The sequence below is a fragment of the Thermodesulfobacteriota bacterium genome (assembly GCA_035559815.1).
Classification (GTDB): Bacteria; Desulfobacterota_D; UBA1144; order Nemesobacterales; family CSP1-2; genus DATMAT01.
The window spans coordinates 20,562-42,459 of the sequence record DATMAT010000019.1; the positions used below are offsets into that span (position 1 = coordinate 20,562).

Below are 21,898 nucleotides of genomic sequence, written 5' to 3' on the forward strand. Positions count from 1 at the left end.
AAGTTAGGTGGGGAAATAAACCGTGAAAACAGAGCCAGTGCCCGGCTGGCTGTAAACCTCGACATATCCTCTATGTGCCCCGACGATGGCTTTGACCAAGCTCAAGCCCAGCCCGAGTCCCTTTTGTGACCGGCTTTTATCGCCCCGGTACAGGCGATCCCAGATTTTATCAAGCTCTTCCGGTGAAATTCCGACTCCGGTGTCTTTAACGGTGATAGCAACCTCCTGCTCTCTCCGACAGGCTTCAACTTCCACTCTCCCGCCAGCCGGGGTGTACTTGATTGCGTTATCGACCAGATTTGCCAGTACCTGCCGTATCCAGTTGCGGTCGGCCTTTAAATAGAGCTCACCGGGCAAGCCAATATGCACGGAAACGCCTTTTTCTTCGGCGACATAATTATAGAGTTCGACGACGTCCTCGATAAGAGGGGCAACGTTTATCTCTTCCGGATTAAGCTTCATGGTTCCGGTCTCCGCTTCCGATACATCCATTAGCGTATTTAACATCACGAGAATACGTTCTGACTCCTCCACGCAGTCGCTTAAAGCCTCGCGGAGGACGTCCGGGTTCTGCTCAGTCTGTAATGCTATTTCAGCGGTGCCCCTAAGTCTGGTCATCGGCGTTCGCAGGTCGTGGGCGACGTTATCCAGAACGTTTCGCATTCCATTCATAAGGCCTTCGATTTTTTCGAGCATAGTATTAAACAGCGAGATCAACTCTCCGTGCAATTTATCGGTTTGATCGGGGGGAACTCTCACGTCTATCTTGCCGCTTGAAACGATAGAATTAAGCGTATTGATGAGTTGTTTAATGGGATTGAGGGCACGGTCAGCAATGAATAAGCCGCCTAAATAAGCAAAAAGGACTATGGGGATGATAGCGATCATATATACTTTGCGAATACTGCTTAAAAGATCTTCCCGCTCGACTATGTCTTGACCCATTTGCAAGATCGTGCCGTCGGGCATGCTCATGGAGGTTATTTCGAATTCGTCCTGGTGACCGGCGCCCTTTAGATATTTCCACTCGTTCTTTTGGAGAAGGGTGCCCTCTTCCAGTTGCTCGGCATTCAAGGCGGGCCAGTCTTTCGGAATCCATGAGACAAGCGCCTTGTTTTGCTCTCCGACTAGGCGAACGAGAAAGGTCTCGTCCTCATCTTCGTACACATCCTCTCTTAAAGCTTCCAATCCATCTTTCCGGTAAATCTCTGCAAACTCATCTAAATCCTCCAAGATTTCCTTTCGGCTCTGCTCATAGATGAAAGAAGAAATGACCGTATAAGCGTAGATGTTTATTAACAGTGAGCAAAGAATGAAGAAAAAGGTGTACCAAGTTATGATTCTAAAGCTGCTTGATTTAAGCAAGAGTTTAGGATTCTTTAAGAACATAGCCCACCCCCCTGATAGTGTGAATCAACTTTCTCTCAAAATCCCGGTCAATCTTGTCCCGTAACCTGCAAACCAATACGTCCACTACATTAGTTTGCGGGTCAAAGTTGTAATCATAGACATGCTCCATAATAAGGGTTTTGGAAACCACCCTTCCGGCATTACGCATAAGGTATTCGAGCAGGGCAAATTCACGGGGTTGGAGAATAATCTTTCTATCCCCTCTGGTAACCTCCCGTTTAATAATGTCCATAGAGATATCTCCAAATGTCAGGCGTGTGGACTCGGCAGTTCCGCTGGCTCTCCTTATAAGCGCCTGCACGCGCGCCAAAAGCTCGGAAAAGGCAAAGGGCTTCGTAAGGTAATCGTCTCCCCCGGTCTGAAGCCCTTTAACCCGGTCGTCAACCGAACGCTTGGCGCTCAGTATGATCACCGGGGTGTTTATCTTTTTTCGTCGGAGTTCCTCTATCAGGGTTAAACCATCTAGTTTAGGCAGCATTATGTCTATGATCGCCGCATCGTAGGACTCGTGTAATGCCAGATGAAGGCCGTCCTCACCGTCTGACGCATGGTCAACGGCAAACCCCGCCTGTTTGAATCCTTTAACTATGAAAGAAGCGATCTTTTTATCGTCTTCTACGACTAGCACGCGCATATCTTATGACACCTTTCACGTGGATGTACGTCATTAATACGGTATGTCCGTTCACTTTGTGCCATGTATAGTGGTCCCCCGAAAATGGGGATAGGTTTGTCGGACTATCGAATTGTTGAAGGGCGATGAGGGTCCTTCGACTGGGCCCGGGACGAACGGGTATAAAGACCAACCCCATACGCTCAATGGATAACCTCCCCAATTTTTCATTTAACAGTATTCTCTGACCATTTTATAATAACTTAAATTTTCTTCATAACATACATATCGATTACTAAAAAGTATCCGCTGTCTATTACACGGTCTCCGGCTGAAGAAAGTAGAGTGATGACAAGCTATTCACATAGCACCTACTTCGACTCAATTATTTAACCGTTTATTGTCCTTAATACTTGCGGACATACTGATAAAGACTGTAAACACTGGGGTTGACATCGGACCAGCGACTTTTTAGATGCTTTTCTTTTTTAATGCCCTTTCAATAATTTCTTTTACAAACTCCGGAATTGGCTTACTATAGGCAACTGCATCCTCCTTCAGCCTTTCATATTGTTCAATTTCTGATCCTTGCCAAATTAAATCAAGGCGCCGAACTTGGCGCATAGCAACATGTGTATAATTTTCAGGATATGCCCAGTAACAGGATAAACATATTTCTTTTTTCTTAAGAGTTTTCCAGTTTTCGCAATGTTCACATGACCATGACTTGCGCGATTAGCAGAGCCACAGAGCAGCATAAAGTCATCCGGATTTAAACCGGATATATCACCGGCAACTTCGTATGGGACTCTGTGATCAATTTGAAGTTCACGGACATCCACTTCTTCAAGATAGATAAAACACCTGCGCCCATATTTTTCTATAAGCTTCTCTTTAATCTGTTTCGACAGACCGGTTCGGCCAGCAATACGTCTGAAACGAATCTTCTTGGGATCCGCAAACCTGTAGGCAGCAATCTTGCGCCCATCAGAACCAACTACAGTAAAGCGCTCAATAGGAATGCCGTGCTCTTTAACATCGCGTGCTGCACGAGGAGGGTGGTTGTAACCATAAATATTCTTTAATTCTTCGGTAGAGATGTGGCCGTGCTTAAGAATGTGATCAATCACCGTCCGCGGGCGCTTTGCGGTGACTGACCTACACAACTCAAGGAACTCTTTTGGATACTTTACCATACTTTGTTTTGGTCTCGAGAAGGGTCATCTGCTCGACATTATTTCTCTTGTGAAGATATGGTGTTGCACCAACCTCCTCAGTAAGAGGAGCTGAAAGATAAAGAGATTCAACCGTAATAACTTCCCTGCCTAATAATGTCGCTTGGGATGATCGCCCAGCTTCCAATTCGATTTGAGTTAAGTTCAAGTGTTTAGGTAAAGTCTGGCCAAAAGTCTTAGACCCAGTGCGCCCATCATAGCTAACAGCATAGCGGATTCCGCGTTGATTTAGTTCCTTTAAGGCTGCAACAAATTCTTCGAAAGAAACGCCAGTGAAGTAACGCGAGTCTCTATCTCCGCAGACTCCCTGATAAGGAGGATCCATATAAACGACATCATCTTCATTTACGTTGGCAAGCACATCTCGATAATCATGGGATGAGATTACTGCTTTCCCCCGAAGTAACATAGAAACTCCCAAGATATTTTCACGCATAGTTTCTGGTTTTGTGCCGAGTCGTCGTTTGTCTGGACTCTGGTTGAATAGCCCCTCAGAATTGTACCTAATGGCTCCTTTCACACAGCGAGCTAGCAAATAAAGGAATAGCTTTGGATCGTGAGATCTGTTAAAGTCTTCACGAATACGGTAATAATGCTCAAGAGTGTCTGGTCCCTGAGACATCCAAATTTTTTTGTATGAATCAGCAAGTTCTTCCGGATGGTTGATGATTAAACTCAACAGCTCAGCTAGAGGCTTGTTAAAATCATTTATCCAGTAGGTCTTGGCTCTACCGCGTGCGGCGCAAGCAATTGATATAGCAGCAGAGCCAGCGAACGGTTCAACCAAACGATCCATTTTAACAGGCAAATAGCGAAGTATAGTAAGAGCCAGACCTCGCTTGCTGCCTTGATATTGAATTGGATGGGGTACTTTCATACTCTTAACCTCAAAATCTTGAGTTACCTATAGCACAGAGAATAAAAAAAAAACTAGTTTTAAGTCAAGGAAAGTCACAGGCTTGACTATTCCTGTTTTCTTTCCATGAAATTAGCCGTAAAACATAGGAGAAACAATTTGGGTTAGAATTGTTGAGATAACACCATAAAACAGTCATTCGTTTTCAAAACTCAACCTGTACCACCAACTTTGCCAAAAAGCTGTTTTCGGCCTCGGACGGAAAAGCCTTGCCCGGGATGAAATAACCCAGCACGAAGGCCAGTTCAAAAATACTTTTATTTCCTTCATTCACAAATCCGATAATGAGGTCTATCTCGCTCCCGAGACTTTTGCTCCGGCCGTCCGGCTCGGCGTCGATCCCCACGTCCCGGAGGCTATCGGTGGCTACGTTCTGGAGATAATAATGATAGACCAGGTCGATAGAGCACTTCTCTTCTATCGGGTTTATGCCTGCTCCTACGGTGAAGATGGAGAGGTTGCTAAGCTCCGGGTCGAATAGCTCTCCGTAATAATTGAAATCCGCCACCCCGTTAAAGTCTCCCTCGTTTGCCTGAAATCCTGTCTGTCTGAAGTTCTTGTCTTCACCATCATCCGGGTGGGCGTCACCAGTGCCAAAGGCGTAGCCTAAGGTTATAGACGGCTCCAGGGGCAAGTCGAACGCATAAGTGGAGCCGACATCAAAGCCCAGCCCCCTGATTTTATCGGGCCCGTCTTTTCCCACCACGTACGCCAGCTCAAGCCAGTATCCTAGGTTTTCAGTTATGTCTCCGTCTGAATGAATACCAAAGAAGATTGGACTGTTATCCTCTTCGGAGCGGTCATCGAATATAAGGAGGTAGGCGGCAACGTATGTTTCTTCAGAAATCGCATAGGTCCCGTAGGCAAAGTAGTTATTGACCCGGTCCGATACGTCGTCATTCAACAAATCCCTGTCCACAAGCCCTCCCCGGCTTACCGAAAGATCAAGCAAAAACCGGGAGAGTTCAAAGAACGCCCTGGCCCCGTCCAACTCCGCATCGTATAGCCACTGCCTTTCGTCGTCGAACCGCTGACGGCCGACCTGAAAAGAAAGATGGTCATCTAAAAGATGCTTGAATAAAAGATAAGCCAACTCGAATTCGAGGCTAGTCTTGTCATCTACCTTATCCCCGTCCTCAAACATAAATTCTCCGGATAACTTTGCAGTAAGAAATGCTTGAAAGTACCGGTTCGGGTCGAAGGAGAACGCCACGGATAGCTCCGGAGCTATTGTAGAAAAGTCCTCGTCTCTTTCCCCGTCCAGGTCAATGTTCCTTTCGAGCTCGGATTCAACCTCGATCTGTGCCCCGAAAGTAAGATAAGGGGCAATCTTAATCCTGGTCTCGGGAGGAGCGTCTGGGTCAAAGACTTCTTGGCCATTCGATTCCGTGATACAAAAGATTAATGCAAGGAAAATAGGAGCTAAAGAGAATGCCGTTCTATTTATCTTCATTCACCCTGCACCAGACTGCACGGCTGTTGATATAGGTAAGGGCTTGCTATTAGAATAAGAACATAGCAGATTCTTCGAGCGGTGTGAACCTTCTTTTTCCTAAATTTTGGTCTTATTATTGTAATTCTTTACTTAGACTGACTATCGAGGAATATAAGCAGGTTTTAGAATTAGTGAATCATCCTGAATTATCGAGGAGGGGTGATGGGTCTCCGACGTAGTACACCAAATCTAAAATTTCTACAGGCTTAAGCAGAACTTTGTCACCAAGAACTTGACAATTTCTTCATGTGTTGTAGCATTATTTTATGATAAGACGACCTGATGGTCATCTACTCGTGAATATGATAACAGGAGTAGAAGTTGCTTAGTCAAACAGTTGGATACGCCATAAGGGCCCTTACTTATCTGTCTCGGATGGAGGGTAAGCCCGTTCTGGTGAGGGAGATCTCCGAGGCTACGAATATACCCCAGGCTTTTCTGGCAAAGATCATAAACACGTTGGGAAGGAAGCGGTTTGTTACCACACAACGAGGAATCGGAGGGGGGATTTCACTTGCACTAAAGCCGGAGTCTGTAAGTTTGTACGACCTTTGTGTGGCGTTGGATGATCCTATTCTGAAGAGCCGCTGCATACTGGGAATGCCCGAGTGTCCGAGCGAAGATGGCTGCCCGGTTCACCATTTTTGGGCAAAGCAGTTGGAGCAGGAGATCAAGTTCCTTCATGACACAACGTTAGCCGATGTGGCTATGGCTCAAGACAGACAAGAACGTGCAAGAAAGAGAAGACGTAAAAGGGGTTAGGGATATGTAAGTCCGGTGTTTGGTTTTAGGAGTTAACTTCCATTAAAAAAGGGCACGAAGATCGTCTCGTGCCAGAGAGGTGGAGATGAAATACACAAGGGTTAAAAATAGATGTGCATCTTCCTCCCTCTGTCACATAAACCCAGCTCCTTTAATACCGCTGATATCCCTTTCCATCGATGAAATAGGCTTCCCTACATCTCCAGGAGCCCCCACCGATCTTCTGGCACAAAGTCTCATCCGTGGAGTGTACCTTACTGGTCTTATAGCTCACCGCACAGCACTAGCGATAAATAATTAAGGAGGAGGATTACCATGGACCTAGGTCGAAGGAGTTTCCTCAAGTTAGGGTTGGGGGGTGTAGGAGGAGTTTTAATGGCTTCAAATGGGTTTGCTGAAATGTTTACCTTTTTTGACCCAGTGGACGTAGAAAATCCTTTGGCGTTTTACCCCAATAGGGGCTGGGAAAAGGTGTTCAAGGATTTGTGGAAATACGACAGCGAGTTCTCCTTTCTTTGTGCCCCGAACGACACACACAATTGTTTATTGAGGGCCCATGTTAAAAACAGCGTGGTGGTCAGGCTGGCGCCGTCCTTTGGCTACTCAAAAGCTTCCGACCTAGACGGGAATCAAGCCTCTTGCCGATGGGAGCCAAGATGCTGTCAGAAAGGTCTTGCCCTGGTAAGAAGGGTTTATGGGGATAGAAGGATAAAGTATCCGGTCATAAGAGAGGGGTTCTCAAATTGGGTAAAGGACGGTTTTCCCAGGGATAAAAACGGTAAACCACCCTCGAAATACCTTGAGGGAAGGGGCAAAGAGGCGTTCATAAAGATATCCTGGCAGGAAGCATTTGATATAACCGCAAGGACCCTAGAAAACATAGCCAAAGAGTATAGCGGTGAGGAAGGAAAAAGAAAGCTCCTAGAGCAAGGGTATGACCCTCTCATGGTAGAGGCAACCGGAGGGGCGGGAGTTCAAACCCTTAAATTCAGGGGAGGAATGCCTGCTCTAGGAGCGACTAGGATTTTCGCCCAATATAGATTAGCCAACGCACTGGCCCTTCTCGATTCAAAGATAAGGAACGTGGAACCGGATCAAGCAAAGGGGGCCAGGGGTTGGGACAACTACACCTGGCATACGGACCTGCCTCCAGGCCATCCGATGGTGACCGGGCAGCAGACTGTCGACTGGGACTTGGTATGTGCCGACCATTCCAAAAACATCGTTGTATGGGGAATGAACTGGATAACCACAAAGATGCCCGATTCCCACTGGCTTACCGAATCCCGCCTTAAAGGGGCAAAGGTCACCGTTATTGCATGTGAGTATAGCGCTACCTGCAATAAGGCAGACAACGTTCTTATTGTAAGACCAGGTACAACCCCGGCCTTAGCGCTCGGATTTTCATACGTAATAATCAAAGAAGGGCTATACGATCCTGATTACCTCAAAAGATACACTGACCTGCCATTGCTCGTCCGGATGGATACTCTCAAGCTTCTAAAACCAGAGGATATTAAAGAGGGATATGTACCTCAGGAACTTAAAAACTACATAGGGGTTCTCAAGGAGGGCGAGAAGCCTCCTCCGCCCTTGAAGCAGGCGACTCCGGTCGTTCCTGAAAGCATCAGAAACGAGTGGAGCGATTTTGTGGTATGGGATGAGAAAAGGAAGGAACCGGTCATTATTACGAGGGATGACTACGGAAATCAGATTGACAAGAAAGGGGTTTCGCCTGCCCTCGAAGGCAAATTCCTGGTATCCACAAAAGAGGGGAAGGAGGTCGAGGTAATCCCGGTATTTGACCTCATAAAGCAGTATATCTTGGAGAACTTCGACCCGGAGACGGTGGAGGAAATAACCTGGGCTCCTAAGGAAGGGATAATCGAGATCGCCAGGCAAATCGCCGAACACAGCGGGGATACGCTTTTTGCTCTCGGTATGGGGCCGAATCAATTTTTTAACAACGACCTTAAAGACAGGACCATTTTCTTTCTAGCCGCACTTACGAGAAATATAGGTAAGGTAAGTGCCAATGTAGGGAGCTACGCCGGGAATTATCGAGGCGCCTTCTTCAGCGGCCTTCCCACCTACTTCGCCGAAAACCCGTTTAATATCCAACTGGAAGAAGGAAAGCCGGTAGATGTCAAACTATACTACACTGCGGAATCGGTTCACTACTTTAACGATGGGGACAAGATACTAAGAGTCGGGGATAAGGTTCTTACCGGGAAGACCCACCTACCCACTCCTACAAAGTCAATTTTAGTCTCGAACTCAAACTCGCTCATCGGGAATGCAAAGGGGCACTACGAAAGTGTGATGAACGTATTTCCTAAGGTCGAGTTTATAGGGGTGCTTGACTGGTGGTGGACAGCTTCATGCGAATACGCTGACATCGTATTCCCGGTGGATTCATGGGCCGAGTTCAAGTCGCCCGATGCTACGATATCCGTCACAAACCCGTTCCTCTACATCTTTCCTCGCACGCCACTTAATAGAATATTCAACACAAAGGGGGATATAGAGGTTATAGCGGGAATCGCAAATGCGTTGGGGGACTTAACCGGCGACGAAAGATTCAAAAATTACTTTAAGTTCGTTTCTCAGGGTAAACCGGACGTTTACCTTCAAAGAATATTCGATGGAAGCTCGTCGACAAAGGGATATAACGTCTTAGAACTCGAAGAGAAAGCCAAAAACGGAATTCCGGCCCTTCTCATGTCTAGAACCTATCCTAAATTTGTAGGATATGAGCAGTCGGAGGAAGAAAAGCCCTGGTACACAAAGAGCGGGCGGCTTGAATTCTACCGCGACGAGGAAGAATTTTTAGTTTCCGGTGAAAATATACCGGTTTATAGGGAACCGGTTGATTCCACGTTCTACGAGCCCAATGTAATAGTGGCCAAGCCGAATCCGGCGATAAGACCGGAAAGGCCAGAAAATTGGGGGGCATCACCTGAAGACCTCTCCGCGGACATACGTCAGGGAAGAAATGTGGTGAAGCCCTGGGACGAAGTCACAAAGACCACCCATCCCCTGGCCGCGAAAGATAAAAATTACAGGTTCATATTCCACACCCCCAAATACCGGCACGGTGCACACACCACCCCGGTTGATACAGATGTTGTAGCGATATGGTTTGGGCCGTTTGGCGATATCTACAGGCACGACAAAAGGATGCCCTATATCACCGAGATGTACGTAGATATAAACCCTATTGATGCCAAGGAATTGGGACTCGAAGACGGTGACTACGCCTACATCGATGCTGATCCCCACGATAGGCCTTTCAAAGGTTGGGAGAAAAGGAAAAAAGATTACAGGGTCGCCCGTCTTATGTGCCGGATAAGATACTATCCGGGAACCCCAAGAGGGGTCATAAGGATGTGGCATAACGTCTATGCTGCCACTTTTGGAACAGTTCGCGATGCGGAAGAGAACCCGACCGGGCTTGCCAAAAACCTCCAAACCGGATACCAGTCCCTATTCAGGTTCGGTTCACACCAGAGTTGTACAAGGGGATGGCTAAAGCCCACCCTGATGACCGATTCCCTGACCAGAAAAGAGCTTTTTGGGCAGGTTATAAAGAAAGGATTCGCCCCCGACGTTCACTGTCCCACCGGTGCTCCCAGGGAGTCGTTTGTGAAGATCGAGTTTGCCGAGGTAGGAGGGATCGAGGGCAAGAGGGTTTGGAGGCCGGCTGAGCTTAAAATCAGGCCAACCTACGAAGACGAGGATTTTAAAAACTACCTGAAGGGCGGTTTTGTGAAAGTTTAATAAGGAGGTGAGCCGTTATGTCGGTAACGAGCTGGCTTACGTCGAAGGTAAAGAACTGGCAGATCAAGAGGGAAATGGGATATTTCTACCCGGAGAGCAGGCCGGAAAAGCAGATCGCTTATGTTTTCGATATAAATAAATGTATCGCCTGCCAGACCTGCACCGCCGCCTGTAAAACCACATGGACATCGGGAAAAGGACAGGAAGTAATGTTCTGGAACAACGTGGAAACAAAGCCCTACGGCGGTTATCCGATCAAGTGGGACCTGAATGTCTTAAAAAAACTCCATGGACAGTCCTGGGATGAAAAGGAAGGTATATACAACGGTAAGACCGTATTTGAAGCGGCTCCGCAGGGGGAGAGGGTTTTGGGGTGGTTACCCGGGGAAGAGGACTATTCATATCCAAACATCGGCGAGGACGAGTGTTCGGATATAGTCGAGAAAGGGGCTTTTTTTACCGGTATTCATAAGGCATGGATGTTTTATCTGGCCAGGATATGCAATCACTGCACATACCCAGCCTGTCTAGCTGCCTGTCCGAGGAAGGCCATATACAAGAGGAAAGAAGACGGAATCGTTCTTATAGACCAATCCAGATGCCGGGGGTATCGTGAATGTGTGAGGGCTTGCCCTTATAAAAAAACCTTCTTTAACCTAGTCACCAGAATCTCGGAAAAGTGTATAGGATGCTATCCACTCATAGAAAAGGGAGAGCAGCCCAGGTGTGTTCAGACGTGCATAGGGAAAATAAGGCTCCAGGGATTCTTGAGTAAGCCCGACTCTCCTAAGAATGACAATCCCATGGACTTTCTCGTTTACGTTAAAAAAGTCGCCCTTCCCCTATATCCCCAGTTCGGGCTCGAACCGAATGTTTATTACGTGCCGCCAGTGCATGTTCCCAAGGAGTTTTTGCACCAGATGTTTGGCCCCGGTGTGGACCAGGCAATAGAAACATATAAGAATGCAAAAAATGATAAGGAATTGCTCTCGGCGTTTTTGCTCTTCGGAAGCACGGATAAAATAATCCGCTCCTTTAGAGCAGAGGGCGATTATGCTCTGGGTTTTGACGATAAAGGAGAGATGATAGCAAAGGTCCCGCTCAAAGAACCGGTTCGCGTCAGGCCGTACTTTGACAAAAAAGGGGAGACCTACAGGCATAACATTCCTTAAGGAGGTGAGAAAAGATGATAAAAGGGTTTAGCCTACTCTTATTCTTGATTTTTATTTCCTTCATGAAAACGGGTTTCGCCTACCCGGAGCAAGAAAAGAGTGTAATAAAGTCGATTAATGTGAAAGAAGTACCCCTTAAGGATGTAAACAGCGGCGTATGGAAGAGGGCGCCAGTTGCCCGAATTAATGTTATTCCTCAGAATATGACCACCCCATTTCTTGACGCCCCCACAATTCCGTACATCAATGTGAGGTCCGTACACAACGGAAATTGGATTGCATTCCTTCTGGAGTGGGAAGACGAGACCAGGGATGCGCTGGTTGACGTGGCGAAATTCACCGATCAGGTGGCGATTCAAATACCGCTTGACCCCAAAAATCTCCCTGCCTTCATGATGGGGAATAAAGGAGGACGGGTTCATATAATACACTGGAAAGCTATATGGCAGGACGATATCGAAAAGGGTTATAGAGACGTTCAGACGCTTCATCCAAACTACTGGGTTGACCTTTACTTTTTCTCCGAGCCGATGATATATGCAGAAGGAGAATTCCCCCTACAGCCTACTACGGTGGATTATTTCATTACCCCGGAGGCGTTAAATTACATACCCGGTGCGTATGCCAGGAATCCCCTCTCCATATTCCATAGAACCCAGCCGGTAGAAGAGGCAATAGCAGAGGGCTTTGGAACCTTCACCACTCAACCCAAACAGAACGCGGTAGGCTGGGGGCGTTGGGAAAAGGGGGTATGGAGGGTTATAATCGCAAGACCGATCGTAACAGATGACCCAAACGATGCCTCGATAACAGAAAAGACCTTCGCTGCTTTTGCTGTGTGGAACGGCTCGGCCAAGAATGTCGGTGCCAGAAAGCACTATGCACCTTGGATAGAAATTGAAGTCGAAAAATAACATTGTTATTGGTGCCAGTGCGGAGGACAAATGACATTATCAAAAGAACAGATAGAGGGCTTCATAAAGGCGGATATTTATAGGGTATTAAGCAAGGGATTCTCCTATCCCGATAAAACGAATATGAGTGACATGAGGTCTATTATAGAGGAACTGGCCACTTTTCCTCACCTGGATGAAAGCATATATCCCTATTTTGAAGTAATCCTATCTAATATTGAAATAGGCGAAATTCAGAAAGAGTATTCGCGTCTTTTTTTAAAGGGCACGATTCCTATCTGTGAAAGTTCATATAATCTAAGGATGGATGTGATCACTGATGTTTCCGCTTTTTATACAGCATTTGGCCTCACCCCCAAAAGCGGAGAGTCCCCGGACTCGCTTCCATCCGAGCTTGAATTTGCATCCATACTCTCACTAAAGATAGCTATAGCGCCGATTGAAGACGACGCGGATATCACGAAGGATGCATATAAAAAGTTCCTGAAAGAGCACATGTTCGAGTTCGTCAAGAGGTTTTCTAAAAGGGTAGACGAAGCGAACCCCATTCCATTCTACAAAGCCGTCACGGAGTTGTTAAGGAGCTTAGTAGAAAAAGAGATGGAATGTTTTTGAGCACGGCCTCTTATTTCTATAGTTTTCCTGTTTTTGGAATAGATAAAAACAAGAGATGTCCTCGTAAAGGAGGGAAACGATATGCCCGAGAGCACACTCTCCGGTTCTAAGCCGTCATGTAAAGAAATACTCGTGTTCCTCCTAACCTTACTAATCCTCTGCACCGTTTCCGCATTTCCGACCAGGGCTTCAGACCGGGATGGGGTGGCAGAGAAAATCAAGGAGCATGTCAGCGGCGGGGTAATAATTCTATTCAGGAATGAACTATGGAGCACCTTTGAAAAAGAAGGGGTTTCAACCGAGCGTACGTATGACTTTTTTTTCAACAGGACAAGGGGATTCATCGATTTTACCTGGGAAGAATTTACCATTCACCTGATGGGTCAGGGGGTTAAAGCGTTTAACCTTCCAAAAAACGCTGCGTTCGGGCTCGGCCCGTTGTACTTCAGCGCCAGCGACGACGAAACCGACCCGGGCCATCTCCAGATCGTAGAGGCCTACCTACACATTAAGGATATTCGAGGGTTTTACCTAAAGGGAGGACGTATTGGGTTTAACGACGGTGCGCAAGTGCTGTATAAAGACGATCCTAAGTTGAGCTGGCTGATTCAAGCAAGGCTCTCAGAAAGGCTAATAGGCAACTGGGATTGGCCCATTGTTGGAAGAAGATATGACGGAGGAACTGTCGGTTATACCAATAATGTATTTGACCTCAATCTCTTTGGAGCGAATGTTACCTTTGGGGGATTCGATGTTGACGACGGGCTATGGAAGGACCTGGATACGGTAGTGGTTACGGGAGGAGCCTTTACTTTGAAGAAAGATATCCTTATTCCCGACACACAGTTTCAGATTTTTAACTACTTCTATTTCGACGACCGTAGACCGGCGAAGGATCTTGCCGGCGGTAACCTTGAGATCAACACCACCGGCTTGAGCGTAGCCGGTGCCTATGATGCGGGCCCTGGGCAGGTGGACTTAATGCTTTGGTTTGCTTTTCAGCTAGGGAACTTTGGAGACTTTGACCAAGGAGCGTTCGCTTTTATTGCCGAGTTGGGGTATCAGCTTCTGGAGCTACCCTGGAAACCCTGGCTTAGGGCAGGGATCGCTTATGCCTCTGGAGACGGGGACCCGGATGATTCTGATAACGGGACATTCTTTAATATGGTGCCTACAAATCATAAATGGTATGGGTATACGGACTCCTTCGCTTTTATGAACCTGATCAATCCCACTTTTCAACTTCTCCTAACCCCTCATGAAAAAGTGAGGCTTCTGATAGAGGGAAACGCATTCTTCTTGGCCTCGGATGAGGAAGAGTGGGTCACTGGCTCCGGGCCGTTTAATAATGAAGCATTCGGATACGTGTTTCGTGCCCCTGTTCCAGGCGAAGACATAGAAAGGAACATGGGTGCGGAGGTTGGTTTTACTCTGAGCATTCGGCCGGTTGATTTCCTATCTCTGGATATAGGTTATTACCACCTCTTTGGAGGAAAAGGGGTTGAGGTGGTGTTCGATAAAGAAGACCAGCTAGATTGGTTCTATGCGCAAGCTACTGTCCAGTTTAATCTGGGGAAATAAATTCGGATGATTTTGGTTGGATTTATAGGAATGGTATGTTCTTACTCATACTTTCACTCTCGGCTTCCTATATCATATAGAGAAAGATGGAATGAAACCGGATAATTCTACACAATTCAAGAGGCAGTCCGATAACAGGTACTCTTACCCCATAGCGGCTATCGTTGTCGGAATGCTCGTAGGCGTCACCATCGGTATCGGAGCCTTCACCTTTGTCTATGCACGAGGCGGGTCGTATCTTACCAACGACCCGCTTGCCTGCGCCAACTGCCATGTCATGAACGAGCAATACGATGGCTGGGTTAAGTCAAGCCACAGACAGGTTGCCGTGTGCAATGATTGCCACACCCCCCATAATGTATTGGGCAAGTACACTACCAAGGCTCTAAACGGCTTCCTGCATTCTTACGCTTTTACCACTGGTGACTTTGCCGAGCCTATCCGTATCACCGAGCGGAACCGTCGCATCACCGAAGATGCCTGCCGCCACTGCCACCACGACCTGGTTTTGCAAATAGACCATCATAAATCAGCATCACCCCTGCTCTGCATTAAGTGCCACTCCGGTGTAGGGCACATGGAGTTAGCCAGCGTCGGGAGCGTTCCTCAGAAGGATAAAAATCGGTGAAAGGAGGAAAAGAATGGTCGAGACAAAAACCCCTGGGTCAAAGAAGCGCTCTTTCACGCGTTCACTGGTGCTTGTTATAATCGTGACTGCTATTACCGCTGTGGGTGTAACCGCTCTCCTGGTAAATATCATGGAGCGTAAGCGCGAGGCCCAGAACCCTTTCTTTCGTGTAGTGGAGATAACCGATGATAGCGTAGACCCGGTGGCTTGGGGAAAGAACTTCCCCCTTCAATACGACGGTTATAAGCGGACAGTGGACCAGGAGCGCACCCGCTTTGGCGGCTCGGAAGCCGTGCCCAAAACGCCGACTGATGCTGACCCTCGTTCGGTCGTCTCCCAGTCACGGCTTGAGGAGGACCCCAGGCTCAAGATTATGTGGTCGGGCTATGCATTTGCCGTAGACTTCCGTGAAGAGAGGGGACATGCCTATATGCTCGAGGACCAGACTTTCACCGAGCGGCAAAAGGTCACCAAACAGCCCGGCACCTGTCTCAACTGTCATGCCTCGACCTATGTCGCCTACAAGAAGGCCGGCGACGGTGATATCTTTAAGGGCTTTGAAAAGATAAACGCAATGCCCTACACCGAGGCCCGGGAGCTGGTAGACCACCCGGTTGCCTGTATTGACTGCCATGACCCAAAGACCATGGCCCTACGTATCACCAGGCCGGCATTCATCGAGGGGATGACTGCACTCAAGGCTTCACAAGGGATTGCCGACTACGATGTGAACCGGGACGCAACCCGGCAGGAGATGCGCGCCTTTGTTTGCGGCCAGTGCCATGTTGAGTACTACTTCAAGGGAACCGAGAAGCGTTTGGTTTATCCCTGGCATAAGGGACTAAAGGTGGAGGATATACTTACCTACTACGATGAGGTAGGGCATAAAGACTGGGTTCATGCCGAGACCGGAGCACCCGTCCTCAAAGCTCAGCATCCGGAGTTCGAGATGTGGAACCAAGGAATACACGCCAGAAACGGAGTGGCCTGCGCCGATTGTCACATGCCCTACATGCGCGTGGGCGCCCTCAAAATCAGCGACCATCACGTGCGTAGCCCTCTTCTCAACATTAACAATGCCTGCCAGACCTGTCACAGGGCAAGCGAAGAGGAACTTAAGGACAGGGTAGAAACCATCCAGGCCCGTACATTTGAGATGCGAAACACGGCCATGGATGCCCTAATAGACCTGGTCAACGACATAAAGATAGCCAAGGGAGGCGGAGCCTCGGACGCAGACCTGGAAGAGGCAAGGGACTACCAGCGGAGGGCGCAGTTCCTTCTCGACTTCGTCGAGGCGGAGAACTCCATGGGTTTTCACGCCGACCAGGAAGCGGTTAGAATGCTGGGGCAGAGCATTAACTTCTCCCGTTTGGGCCAGGTGAGCCTACGTGATGAGGCCGGTACAAACCGGGCATCGGGGGAATGATTTCGCTAGCCTATTAAGAATCTGCTTCCACACTCCACCGGAGCCATTTAATGTAGATACCCAATTTTATGCGTTTCTGGATTGTGGCTGCTCGGCTAAGCTTGGTTGGATGTTATAAGTTCCGTTCATTCAATAACCTTTTTGCCATGAGAAATATATCTAAAAACATGTTTCTTGTAAGTTTACCGGTTTGGGTATTTTGTCTGCTTGGATGATATGATGGGATTAAGATTTTACCGTTGTCGAATTTAATTATTGTCCCATGTTGAAACCGCGGTTGCGGTTTTGGAATTCTTATTTTTTGACGTTTTAGATTCCCTATGAATGCATCAAAGGCAATTTTCCCAAGGGCAACGACCACTTTTATCTTCTCAAGAAAACCGATTTCTACGTCGAGAAAGTACGAACAGTTTCCCAGTTCCCCTTTCGTCGGTTTATTTCCCGGCGGTACACACCTGGCCGCGGCGGTTATATAACAGTTTTTGAGTCTTAAGCCATCATATCTGTTTTCCGAGTCCGGCTTGCTGGAAAATCCTGCTTGGTAAAGGGTGCTATAGAGAAAATTACCGGAATGATCCCCTGTAAACATGCGGCCGGTTCGATTGGAGCCGTGGGCACCTGGAGCAAGCCCGATTATTAAGAGTTCTGCATTATAATCTCCAAAACCGGGTACGGGTTTCCCCCAGTATTCCTGGTTTATATATGAGTTGCGCTTTTCTTGTGCAACCTTTTGTCGAAATTCAACCAGCCGTGGACACCTGGAACATAGCACCAGACATGAGTTCATTTCATCGATACTCTTCCACATTGTCATTTTTATTTTGAAGTCCCCGGTAAAGTATAAAAGATTTCTACGATTTCTATGAATATTAAAGAGTTAACGGAGAACCCTTAGCATGATTTAGAGCGATTCCTGTGTTCTTTGGGATTATCCGTATCAAAATCAATCCACCTTTTACCGCTTCCATTCTTAATGCGCTCAGAAAAATGTTTACCCAGTTCAATACTCCAGAAGAATTTCGGGGTAAACTCATTATTTTGGAAGCAACTACATTTCGTGCATGGGGGGAGAAACACCCGGGAGCGGGTAAGCATATTTCAATATTTTATTATAATACCTCTGCCTTTTTTTAAACAACTTTTCTAAAAAATCAATATGCTTATCCCGGTAGTCGTAAATTATTTTTATCTTCCCATCACCATGTTGTATTCTTCCCAAATACTGAATGAGTTTGCCCTCGAACGCAAACGGGTAAACCAAGAATAGACAATCAAGGGTATGAAAATCGGAGCCTTCCCCTACGAGCTGGCCGGTTGCAAGGAGAATTTGAAAATTGCCCGAATTAATTTGTTTTATACTATCCCGTCTTTTCCGGTTCGGTAAGTCTCCGGTTAAAGCAATTACCTCAAAATCACGCCTCAAATAATGATTCAAAACTTCTACATGTTCTCTTCTCTCGGTTAATACAAGACATTTGTAGCCGTCTTTGACCCTCTGGGCAACGTCGTTGCGGATGAGAAGGTTTCTCGATGAGTCGAATATTAACATTTTAGCAAGCAAAGGGAAATCGTTGTTTTTGATCGTGAACGGAAGGTTAAAATTAGTATCCCGAATTGATACCTCAAGTTTGGCGGATGGTTCTCCGCCGATTTGGTTGTAGTCTCTCGGTACTTCATAAATAATATTTCCTAGATAAATAAAAATTAACTTTTCGTCATTGTGCTTCCTCTTAGGGGTGGCGGTGAGTCCATATAAATAATAAGGGTTAAACTTAACAATCACTTGGCGGAACATTTGTGCGGGAATATGATGGCATTCGTCAACCAATATGAGACCGAATTGTGAAGAAAGATCTTCGAGGTTTTTCATTTTATTCAAGGTTTGTATCATGGCGATGGTTATTGGGAACTTCGGTGATTTCTTGTTAGAAGCAAACTGGCCGATATCTTTTTTCGGTATTTGTAAAAAATTACTTATGCGTTCGGCCCATTGATTAAAAATCTCTCTCCGGTGAACGAGAATCAAAGTTGGCTGAGCCTTACGTGCGATTAACTCTAGCCCCATAACCGTCTTTCCAGAGCCGGGGGGTGAAACAAGGACCCCTTGATGCTTGTCGTCAAAAGCGTCTACGGCCAATTTTTGATAATCGAAAAGGCGAAATGAGGTCTTATAGTTCACTTGTTCAAATTTTTGTCGTTTATCCTCTATCTCATAATGAATATTGTACCTTCCAAGGTATTCAAGGAGTTCCTCAAGAAAACCACGTGGAATAATCACATTTCGATCATCGTGGGAAATCATCTTAAAATATTTTTCGGTTCCAAATGTGGACAATCCCATCTTTTGTTTGATAAGGAACTCTGAATTCAAAAAGTTAAGATTCTCTGCAAGAAAATGGCACAAGTCCTTTGTAATCTTGGCTTTAGGGATAAAAATCTGCTCGGCTATGACGATCGGTATTTCTTTGACATCATGCTTTGGGCCGATTGTTTGTTTCCTTTGGGTAAAATGGTGGAACAGGGTATCAAGTTTAGTTATCGATATCTTTTTCACAGAATGTAGAAACTTCCACTGGTCCTGGTAGGGTTTAAAACTATTTTCTGGGTCAAGAAAAACTGTATTTCCTAATTTTCTTGCCTGTCCCTGGAGAGGCAGCGCAATTAGATTCCCAAATCCTTTCTTACTCAGGTAATCTTGGTTTGGAAAGAGCCTGTCAAAGCTATCTTCTCTCTCAAATTCACCTATAATTCCCGTCTCTTTCAACAGGTGAAGGAACACTTTTCGGCTTTTATAAGCAGGATAGTTCACCTCGAAGAACCACCATATGTGGCCGCCTATTCCCGATCGAGACCGTTCTACATAGCTAGGGATGTCATACTCTTTACATTTTTTAAGTAATCTCTCAACTGGCTGAAGCCAAAGATCTCCATCAAAATCTGCGGCAACAAGGTATGAAGAATTATCTATCAGTAAAGGATAGATGCCGATAGTTCTTCTTCCTATCAAATGCTCTTCGATAATGGAATCAGTAAGCTTCAGGTATCCGCGCTCCTGGCAGTATGTGCATTTAAACCTTATTGATCGATCGCAAAGGCATTTGTCACCGTATTTCTTGGGTAAAGCAATAGGTGAGTATCCACTAATCGAGCCATCCCACTTCACCCATCTTTGAGCAAACACATCTTGTCTTCCTTTAAATAAAGAAGTGAAAATTTTGATTTTCTCTTCCTTAGATAAGGCGAACATAATAGGAAAGCCTATCCGAATCAAAATTCTTGCTCAAGACCAATTTCCTAAGGGATGATGCGTCCCCGGCGGGATTTGAACCCACGACCCCAGGATTAGGAATCCTGTGCTCTGTCCTGCTGAGCTACGGGGACTTTTGAGCGTGTTTGGATAGTTAAATTAATGTCTAATTGGACTGATAATTGCCCGAATACTTTCTGGCTCTTTGAGGGTTGATTCTACCCAAACCGTACCAGCCCTGCAAGTTAATGAACTGTTCTGCCTACCGGACGTCGAGTCTCGGTTGCCTGTAAAAGGAGCATATTAGGGGTGGTGCAATAATAATCAGAATTTGAAATTTCAGGCAATGTTGCATAAATTCTATCTAGAAGTAACTTTAAACGCTGTCATTCTGAGCTGAAGGCGAAGTAAGATGCTTCACTTCGTTCAGCATGACACGATCTATTAGTTACAACTGGCTAAGGTGGTGTCTATTTAATTAAATCCTAGTTATTATATGTTAATGGACGGGGTATCTTTCGCACTCGTGAATAGTTTTTGTCAACTTTATGCCCATCATATTGCTAAGTGACCAGACCACCATTCCATCGAGTATTATAATTTCGGTCCCGGTATATGACTGCAGTGATACTCTGCTTTTGGGGGGAAATACGTTTTCGGACTTGATGGCGATCCCGTTTTCAGAGACATTTAGTGTTTGCGCAAAGAAATAAGAATCGGACACCCCCAGCATAACCCTCTTCCTGACCGGTATCCTTTCCGAGCGTCTTCTATTTTTCATGTTGACTTCTATCTGATAACTCATCGGATGATGTGACCCATGTCTATCTAAGCTGACTCGGCAAGGACGAACGGGAGTGCATTCTCTATAATTCTCTTTACCTTGTCCAAGTCTTCTTCATGAAAGTTTTTTGCCTGCGAAAGTGTCTCTCCCTTCCTTATTAACTGGATTACTCCAATCATAGTATCGGCACACGATATAGGGTGGGTCAGCATTTTTTGAATTTTATAAGTACCGTTAAGCCTGGTCAGACAATTCAAGAAAGTAGCATCCCTTTCTGCGTGAGCATGGTTTGATAAAAACGGTCGCCTGTTGATTATCGACCTTCCGGCGATGCTCTGAGCGTTAACCGGGATGAAGTTTCCTTTTAATCTAGTCGGATAATCGAATTCCAGCAAGTTGCCGTGTTTGTTTAGTTTAAGGATAAAAACACTTCCCCTCTCCAGGTGTACTTTCTGCATAAGCTGATGTTCAAGCTCGCTGTAGTTCATATTGTTTCTTGTACTAAAATAAACTCCGTAGTGCTGACAATGGCAATTGGACTATTGTTTAGTTTTCGACGAAAAAAGGGCTTAAGCTGTTGAGGACTCTATTACTTTTGATAGGTCATTGATTTATTTTATTCCTTATTCTATAATCGCATCCCTGATAATTTGATATAATGGGTGAAAGTTATGCAAAGAAAATCCTCCTTTGTACATCTGCTTAATCTTCTCATTATCGGGGGTTTAGCTTTTACCGGTGCTTATTTATTGAGGAATTCTTCTGATAGTGACGGGATATTTAAACCAAAATCCGCCGGAACAACGGTTGATTCCGGGTCTAAAATAGTAGAGGAGTCTGGCCTAACCTCTACGGATAATAATGATGTCGTCAAAGGTAAAATTGTCAATGTCACCATGGTAGAGGGGGAACCGGATGGCCAAGGCACCCGTGGTTATGTCACTGTCAGCGTCTTTGACTCGGAGGGCGTCTTGATTTCGATCGCCATCATGGCTGAGACCCCTATATTCAAAAAGACAGGAGAGCTTTTACAAACTGCCTCTTTCGATGATCTTAGTAGCGGTCAAACCGTGGGTGTAAAGCTCGACCGTCCGGTGCTTCAAACTTCCCCAATCAAGGCAAGGGCGGAAAGGGTGTTGATTCTCGACACCTCGGAATAGTTTTGATGGGTACTTTTAGCGGGAGGGAATCGGTGGAATTTTCCCTCGAATGATTTTAACCTAATTGTGAGTAAAAGCTTGACGATTTAGTCGGGTTGACAAGGCTTATCCACTATAAAAGAAAACCATAGATTGATCAGGAATTGCCGGAAAGAGG

Annotated in this window: 18 protein-coding genes and 1 tRNA gene; 9 read left to right on the forward strand and 10 right to left on the reverse strand. The window is 46.1% G+C overall.

The window, feature by feature from the left end; all coding sequences use genetic code 11:
- Window positions 1-3 precede the first annotated feature (3 nt).
- From VNN20_04040 to VNN20_04060, 5 genes are all read right to left on the reverse strand, one after another.
- Entirely contained in the window at window positions 4-1,389 is a 1,386-nt protein-coding gene (locus VNN20_04040) for a HAMP domain-containing sensor histidine kinase (GenBank protein ID HWP91355.1), read from the reverse strand.
- Window positions 1,370-2,044 (reverse strand): response regulator transcription factor, encoded by a 675-nt coding sequence (locus tag VNN20_04045; GenBank protein HWP91356.1) that lies wholly within the window; start codon window positions 2,042-2,044, stop codon window positions 1,370-1,372. The genes VNN20_04040 and VNN20_04045 overlap by 20 nt, the downstream gene beginning before the upstream one ends.
- A gap of 575 nt (window positions 2,045-2,619) precedes the next feature.
- Window positions 2,620-3,219, reverse strand: a complete 600-nt coding sequence (locus VNN20_04050) for an HNH endonuclease (protein HWP91357.1) — start codon at window positions 3,217-3,219, stop codon at window positions 2,620-2,622.
- Complete coding sequence (locus VNN20_04055) at window positions 3,191-4,135, reverse strand: DNA adenine methylase (protein ID HWP91358.1); 945 nt, start codon at window positions 4,133-4,135, stop codon at window positions 3,191-3,193. Before VNN20_04055 ends, VNN20_04050 begins: the two co-directional genes overlap by 29 nt.
- A 184-nt stretch (window positions 4,136-4,319) precedes the next feature.
- The gene (locus tag VNN20_04060; protein HWP91359.1) at window positions 4,320-5,627 is read right to left on the reverse strand and encodes an alginate export family protein; all 1,308 of its coding nucleotides are present in this window, start codon (window positions 5,625-5,627) and stop codon (window positions 4,320-4,322) included.
- A gap of 363 nt (window positions 5,628-5,990) precedes the next feature.
- Between VNN20_04060 and VNN20_04065 the strand changes: the two genes are divergently transcribed.
- The 8 genes from VNN20_04065 to VNN20_04100 all read left to right on the forward strand — a co-directional run bounded on the left by VNN20_04065 (window position 5,991) and on the right by VNN20_04100 (window position 16,550).
- Window positions 5,991-6,431, forward strand: coding sequence for an Rrf2 family transcriptional regulator (locus VNN20_04065; GenBank protein HWP91360.1), 441 nt, complete (start codon window positions 5,991-5,993; stop codon window positions 6,429-6,431).
- A gap of 375 nt (window positions 6,432-6,806) precedes the next feature.
- Window positions 6,807-10,211, forward strand: coding sequence for a molybdopterin-dependent oxidoreductase (locus VNN20_04070; protein ID HWP91361.1), 3,405 nt, complete (start codon window positions 6,807-6,809; stop codon window positions 10,209-10,211).
- Window positions 10,212-10,228: 17 nt separating this feature from the next.
- Window positions 10,229-11,383: a 4Fe-4S dicluster domain-containing protein gene (locus tag VNN20_04075; GenBank protein HWP91362.1), complete on the forward strand. Its 1,155-nt coding sequence runs from the start codon at window positions 10,229-10,231 to the stop codon at window positions 11,381-11,383.
- Window positions 11,384-11,397: 14 nt separating this feature from the next.
- Window positions 11,398-12,297, forward strand: coding sequence for an ethylbenzene dehydrogenase-related protein (locus VNN20_04080; protein HWP91363.1), 900 nt, complete (start codon window positions 11,398-11,400; stop codon window positions 12,295-12,297).
- 30 nt (window positions 12,298-12,327) lie between these two features.
- Entirely contained in the window at window positions 12,328-12,912 is a 585-nt protein-coding gene (locus VNN20_04085; protein ID HWP91364.1) for a molecular chaperone TorD family protein, read from the forward strand.
- 81 nt (window positions 12,913-12,993) lie between these two features.
- Window positions 12,994-14,493, forward strand: a complete 1,500-nt coding sequence (locus VNN20_04090) for an alginate export family protein (protein ID HWP91365.1) — start codon at window positions 12,994-12,996, stop codon at window positions 14,491-14,493.
- A gap of 91 nt (window positions 14,494-14,584) precedes the next feature.
- Window positions 14,585-15,121 (forward strand): cytochrome c nitrite reductase small subunit, encoded by a 537-nt coding sequence (gene nrfH / locus VNN20_04095; GenBank protein HWP91366.1) that lies wholly within the window; start codon window positions 14,585-14,587, stop codon window positions 15,119-15,121.
- Window positions 15,122-15,134: 13 nt separating this feature from the next.
- Window positions 15,135-16,550 (forward strand): ammonia-forming cytochrome c nitrite reductase subunit c552, encoded by a 1,416-nt coding sequence (locus VNN20_04100; protein ID HWP91367.1) that lies wholly within the window; start codon window positions 15,135-15,137, stop codon window positions 16,548-16,550.
- Window positions 16,551-16,662: 112 nt separating this feature from the next.
- Here VNN20_04100 and VNN20_04105 read toward each other — a convergent pair whose 3' ends face one another.
- The 5 genes from VNN20_04105 to VNN20_04125 all read right to left on the reverse strand — a co-directional run bounded on the left by VNN20_04105 (window position 16,663) and on the right by VNN20_04125 (window position 21,069).
- Window positions 16,663-17,337, reverse strand: a complete 675-nt coding sequence (locus VNN20_04105) for a uracil-DNA glycosylase (GenBank protein ID HWP91368.1) — start codon at window positions 17,335-17,337, stop codon at window positions 16,663-16,665.
- A gap of 261 nt (window positions 17,338-17,598) precedes the next feature.
- Complete coding sequence (locus VNN20_04110) at window positions 17,599-19,731, reverse strand: DEAD/DEAH box helicase family protein (GenBank protein HWP91369.1); 2,133 nt, start codon at window positions 19,729-19,731, stop codon at window positions 17,599-17,601.
- Between the two features lie 126 nt (window positions 19,732-19,857).
- Window positions 19,858-19,931, reverse strand: a tRNA-Arg gene (locus VNN20_04115).
- A 365-nt stretch (window positions 19,932-20,296) separates the two neighbouring features.
- Window positions 20,297-20,578 carry a PilZ domain-containing protein gene (locus tag VNN20_04120; protein HWP91370.1) on the reverse strand — a complete coding sequence of 94 codons (282 nt, stop codon included), beginning with the start codon at window positions 20,576-20,578 and terminating at the stop codon, window positions 20,297-20,299.
- Between the two features lie 47 nt (window positions 20,579-20,625).
- Entirely contained in the window at window positions 20,626-21,069 is a 444-nt protein-coding gene (locus VNN20_04125) for a GAF domain-containing protein (protein ID HWP91371.1), read from the reverse strand.
- A gap of 183 nt (window positions 21,070-21,252) precedes the next feature.
- Between VNN20_04125 and VNN20_04130 the strand changes: the two genes are divergently transcribed.
- Complete coding sequence (locus VNN20_04130; GenBank protein ID HWP91372.1) at window positions 21,253-21,741, forward strand: hypothetical protein; 489 nt, start codon at window positions 21,253-21,255, stop codon at window positions 21,739-21,741.
- Window positions 21,742-21,898: the final 157 nt, after the last annotated feature.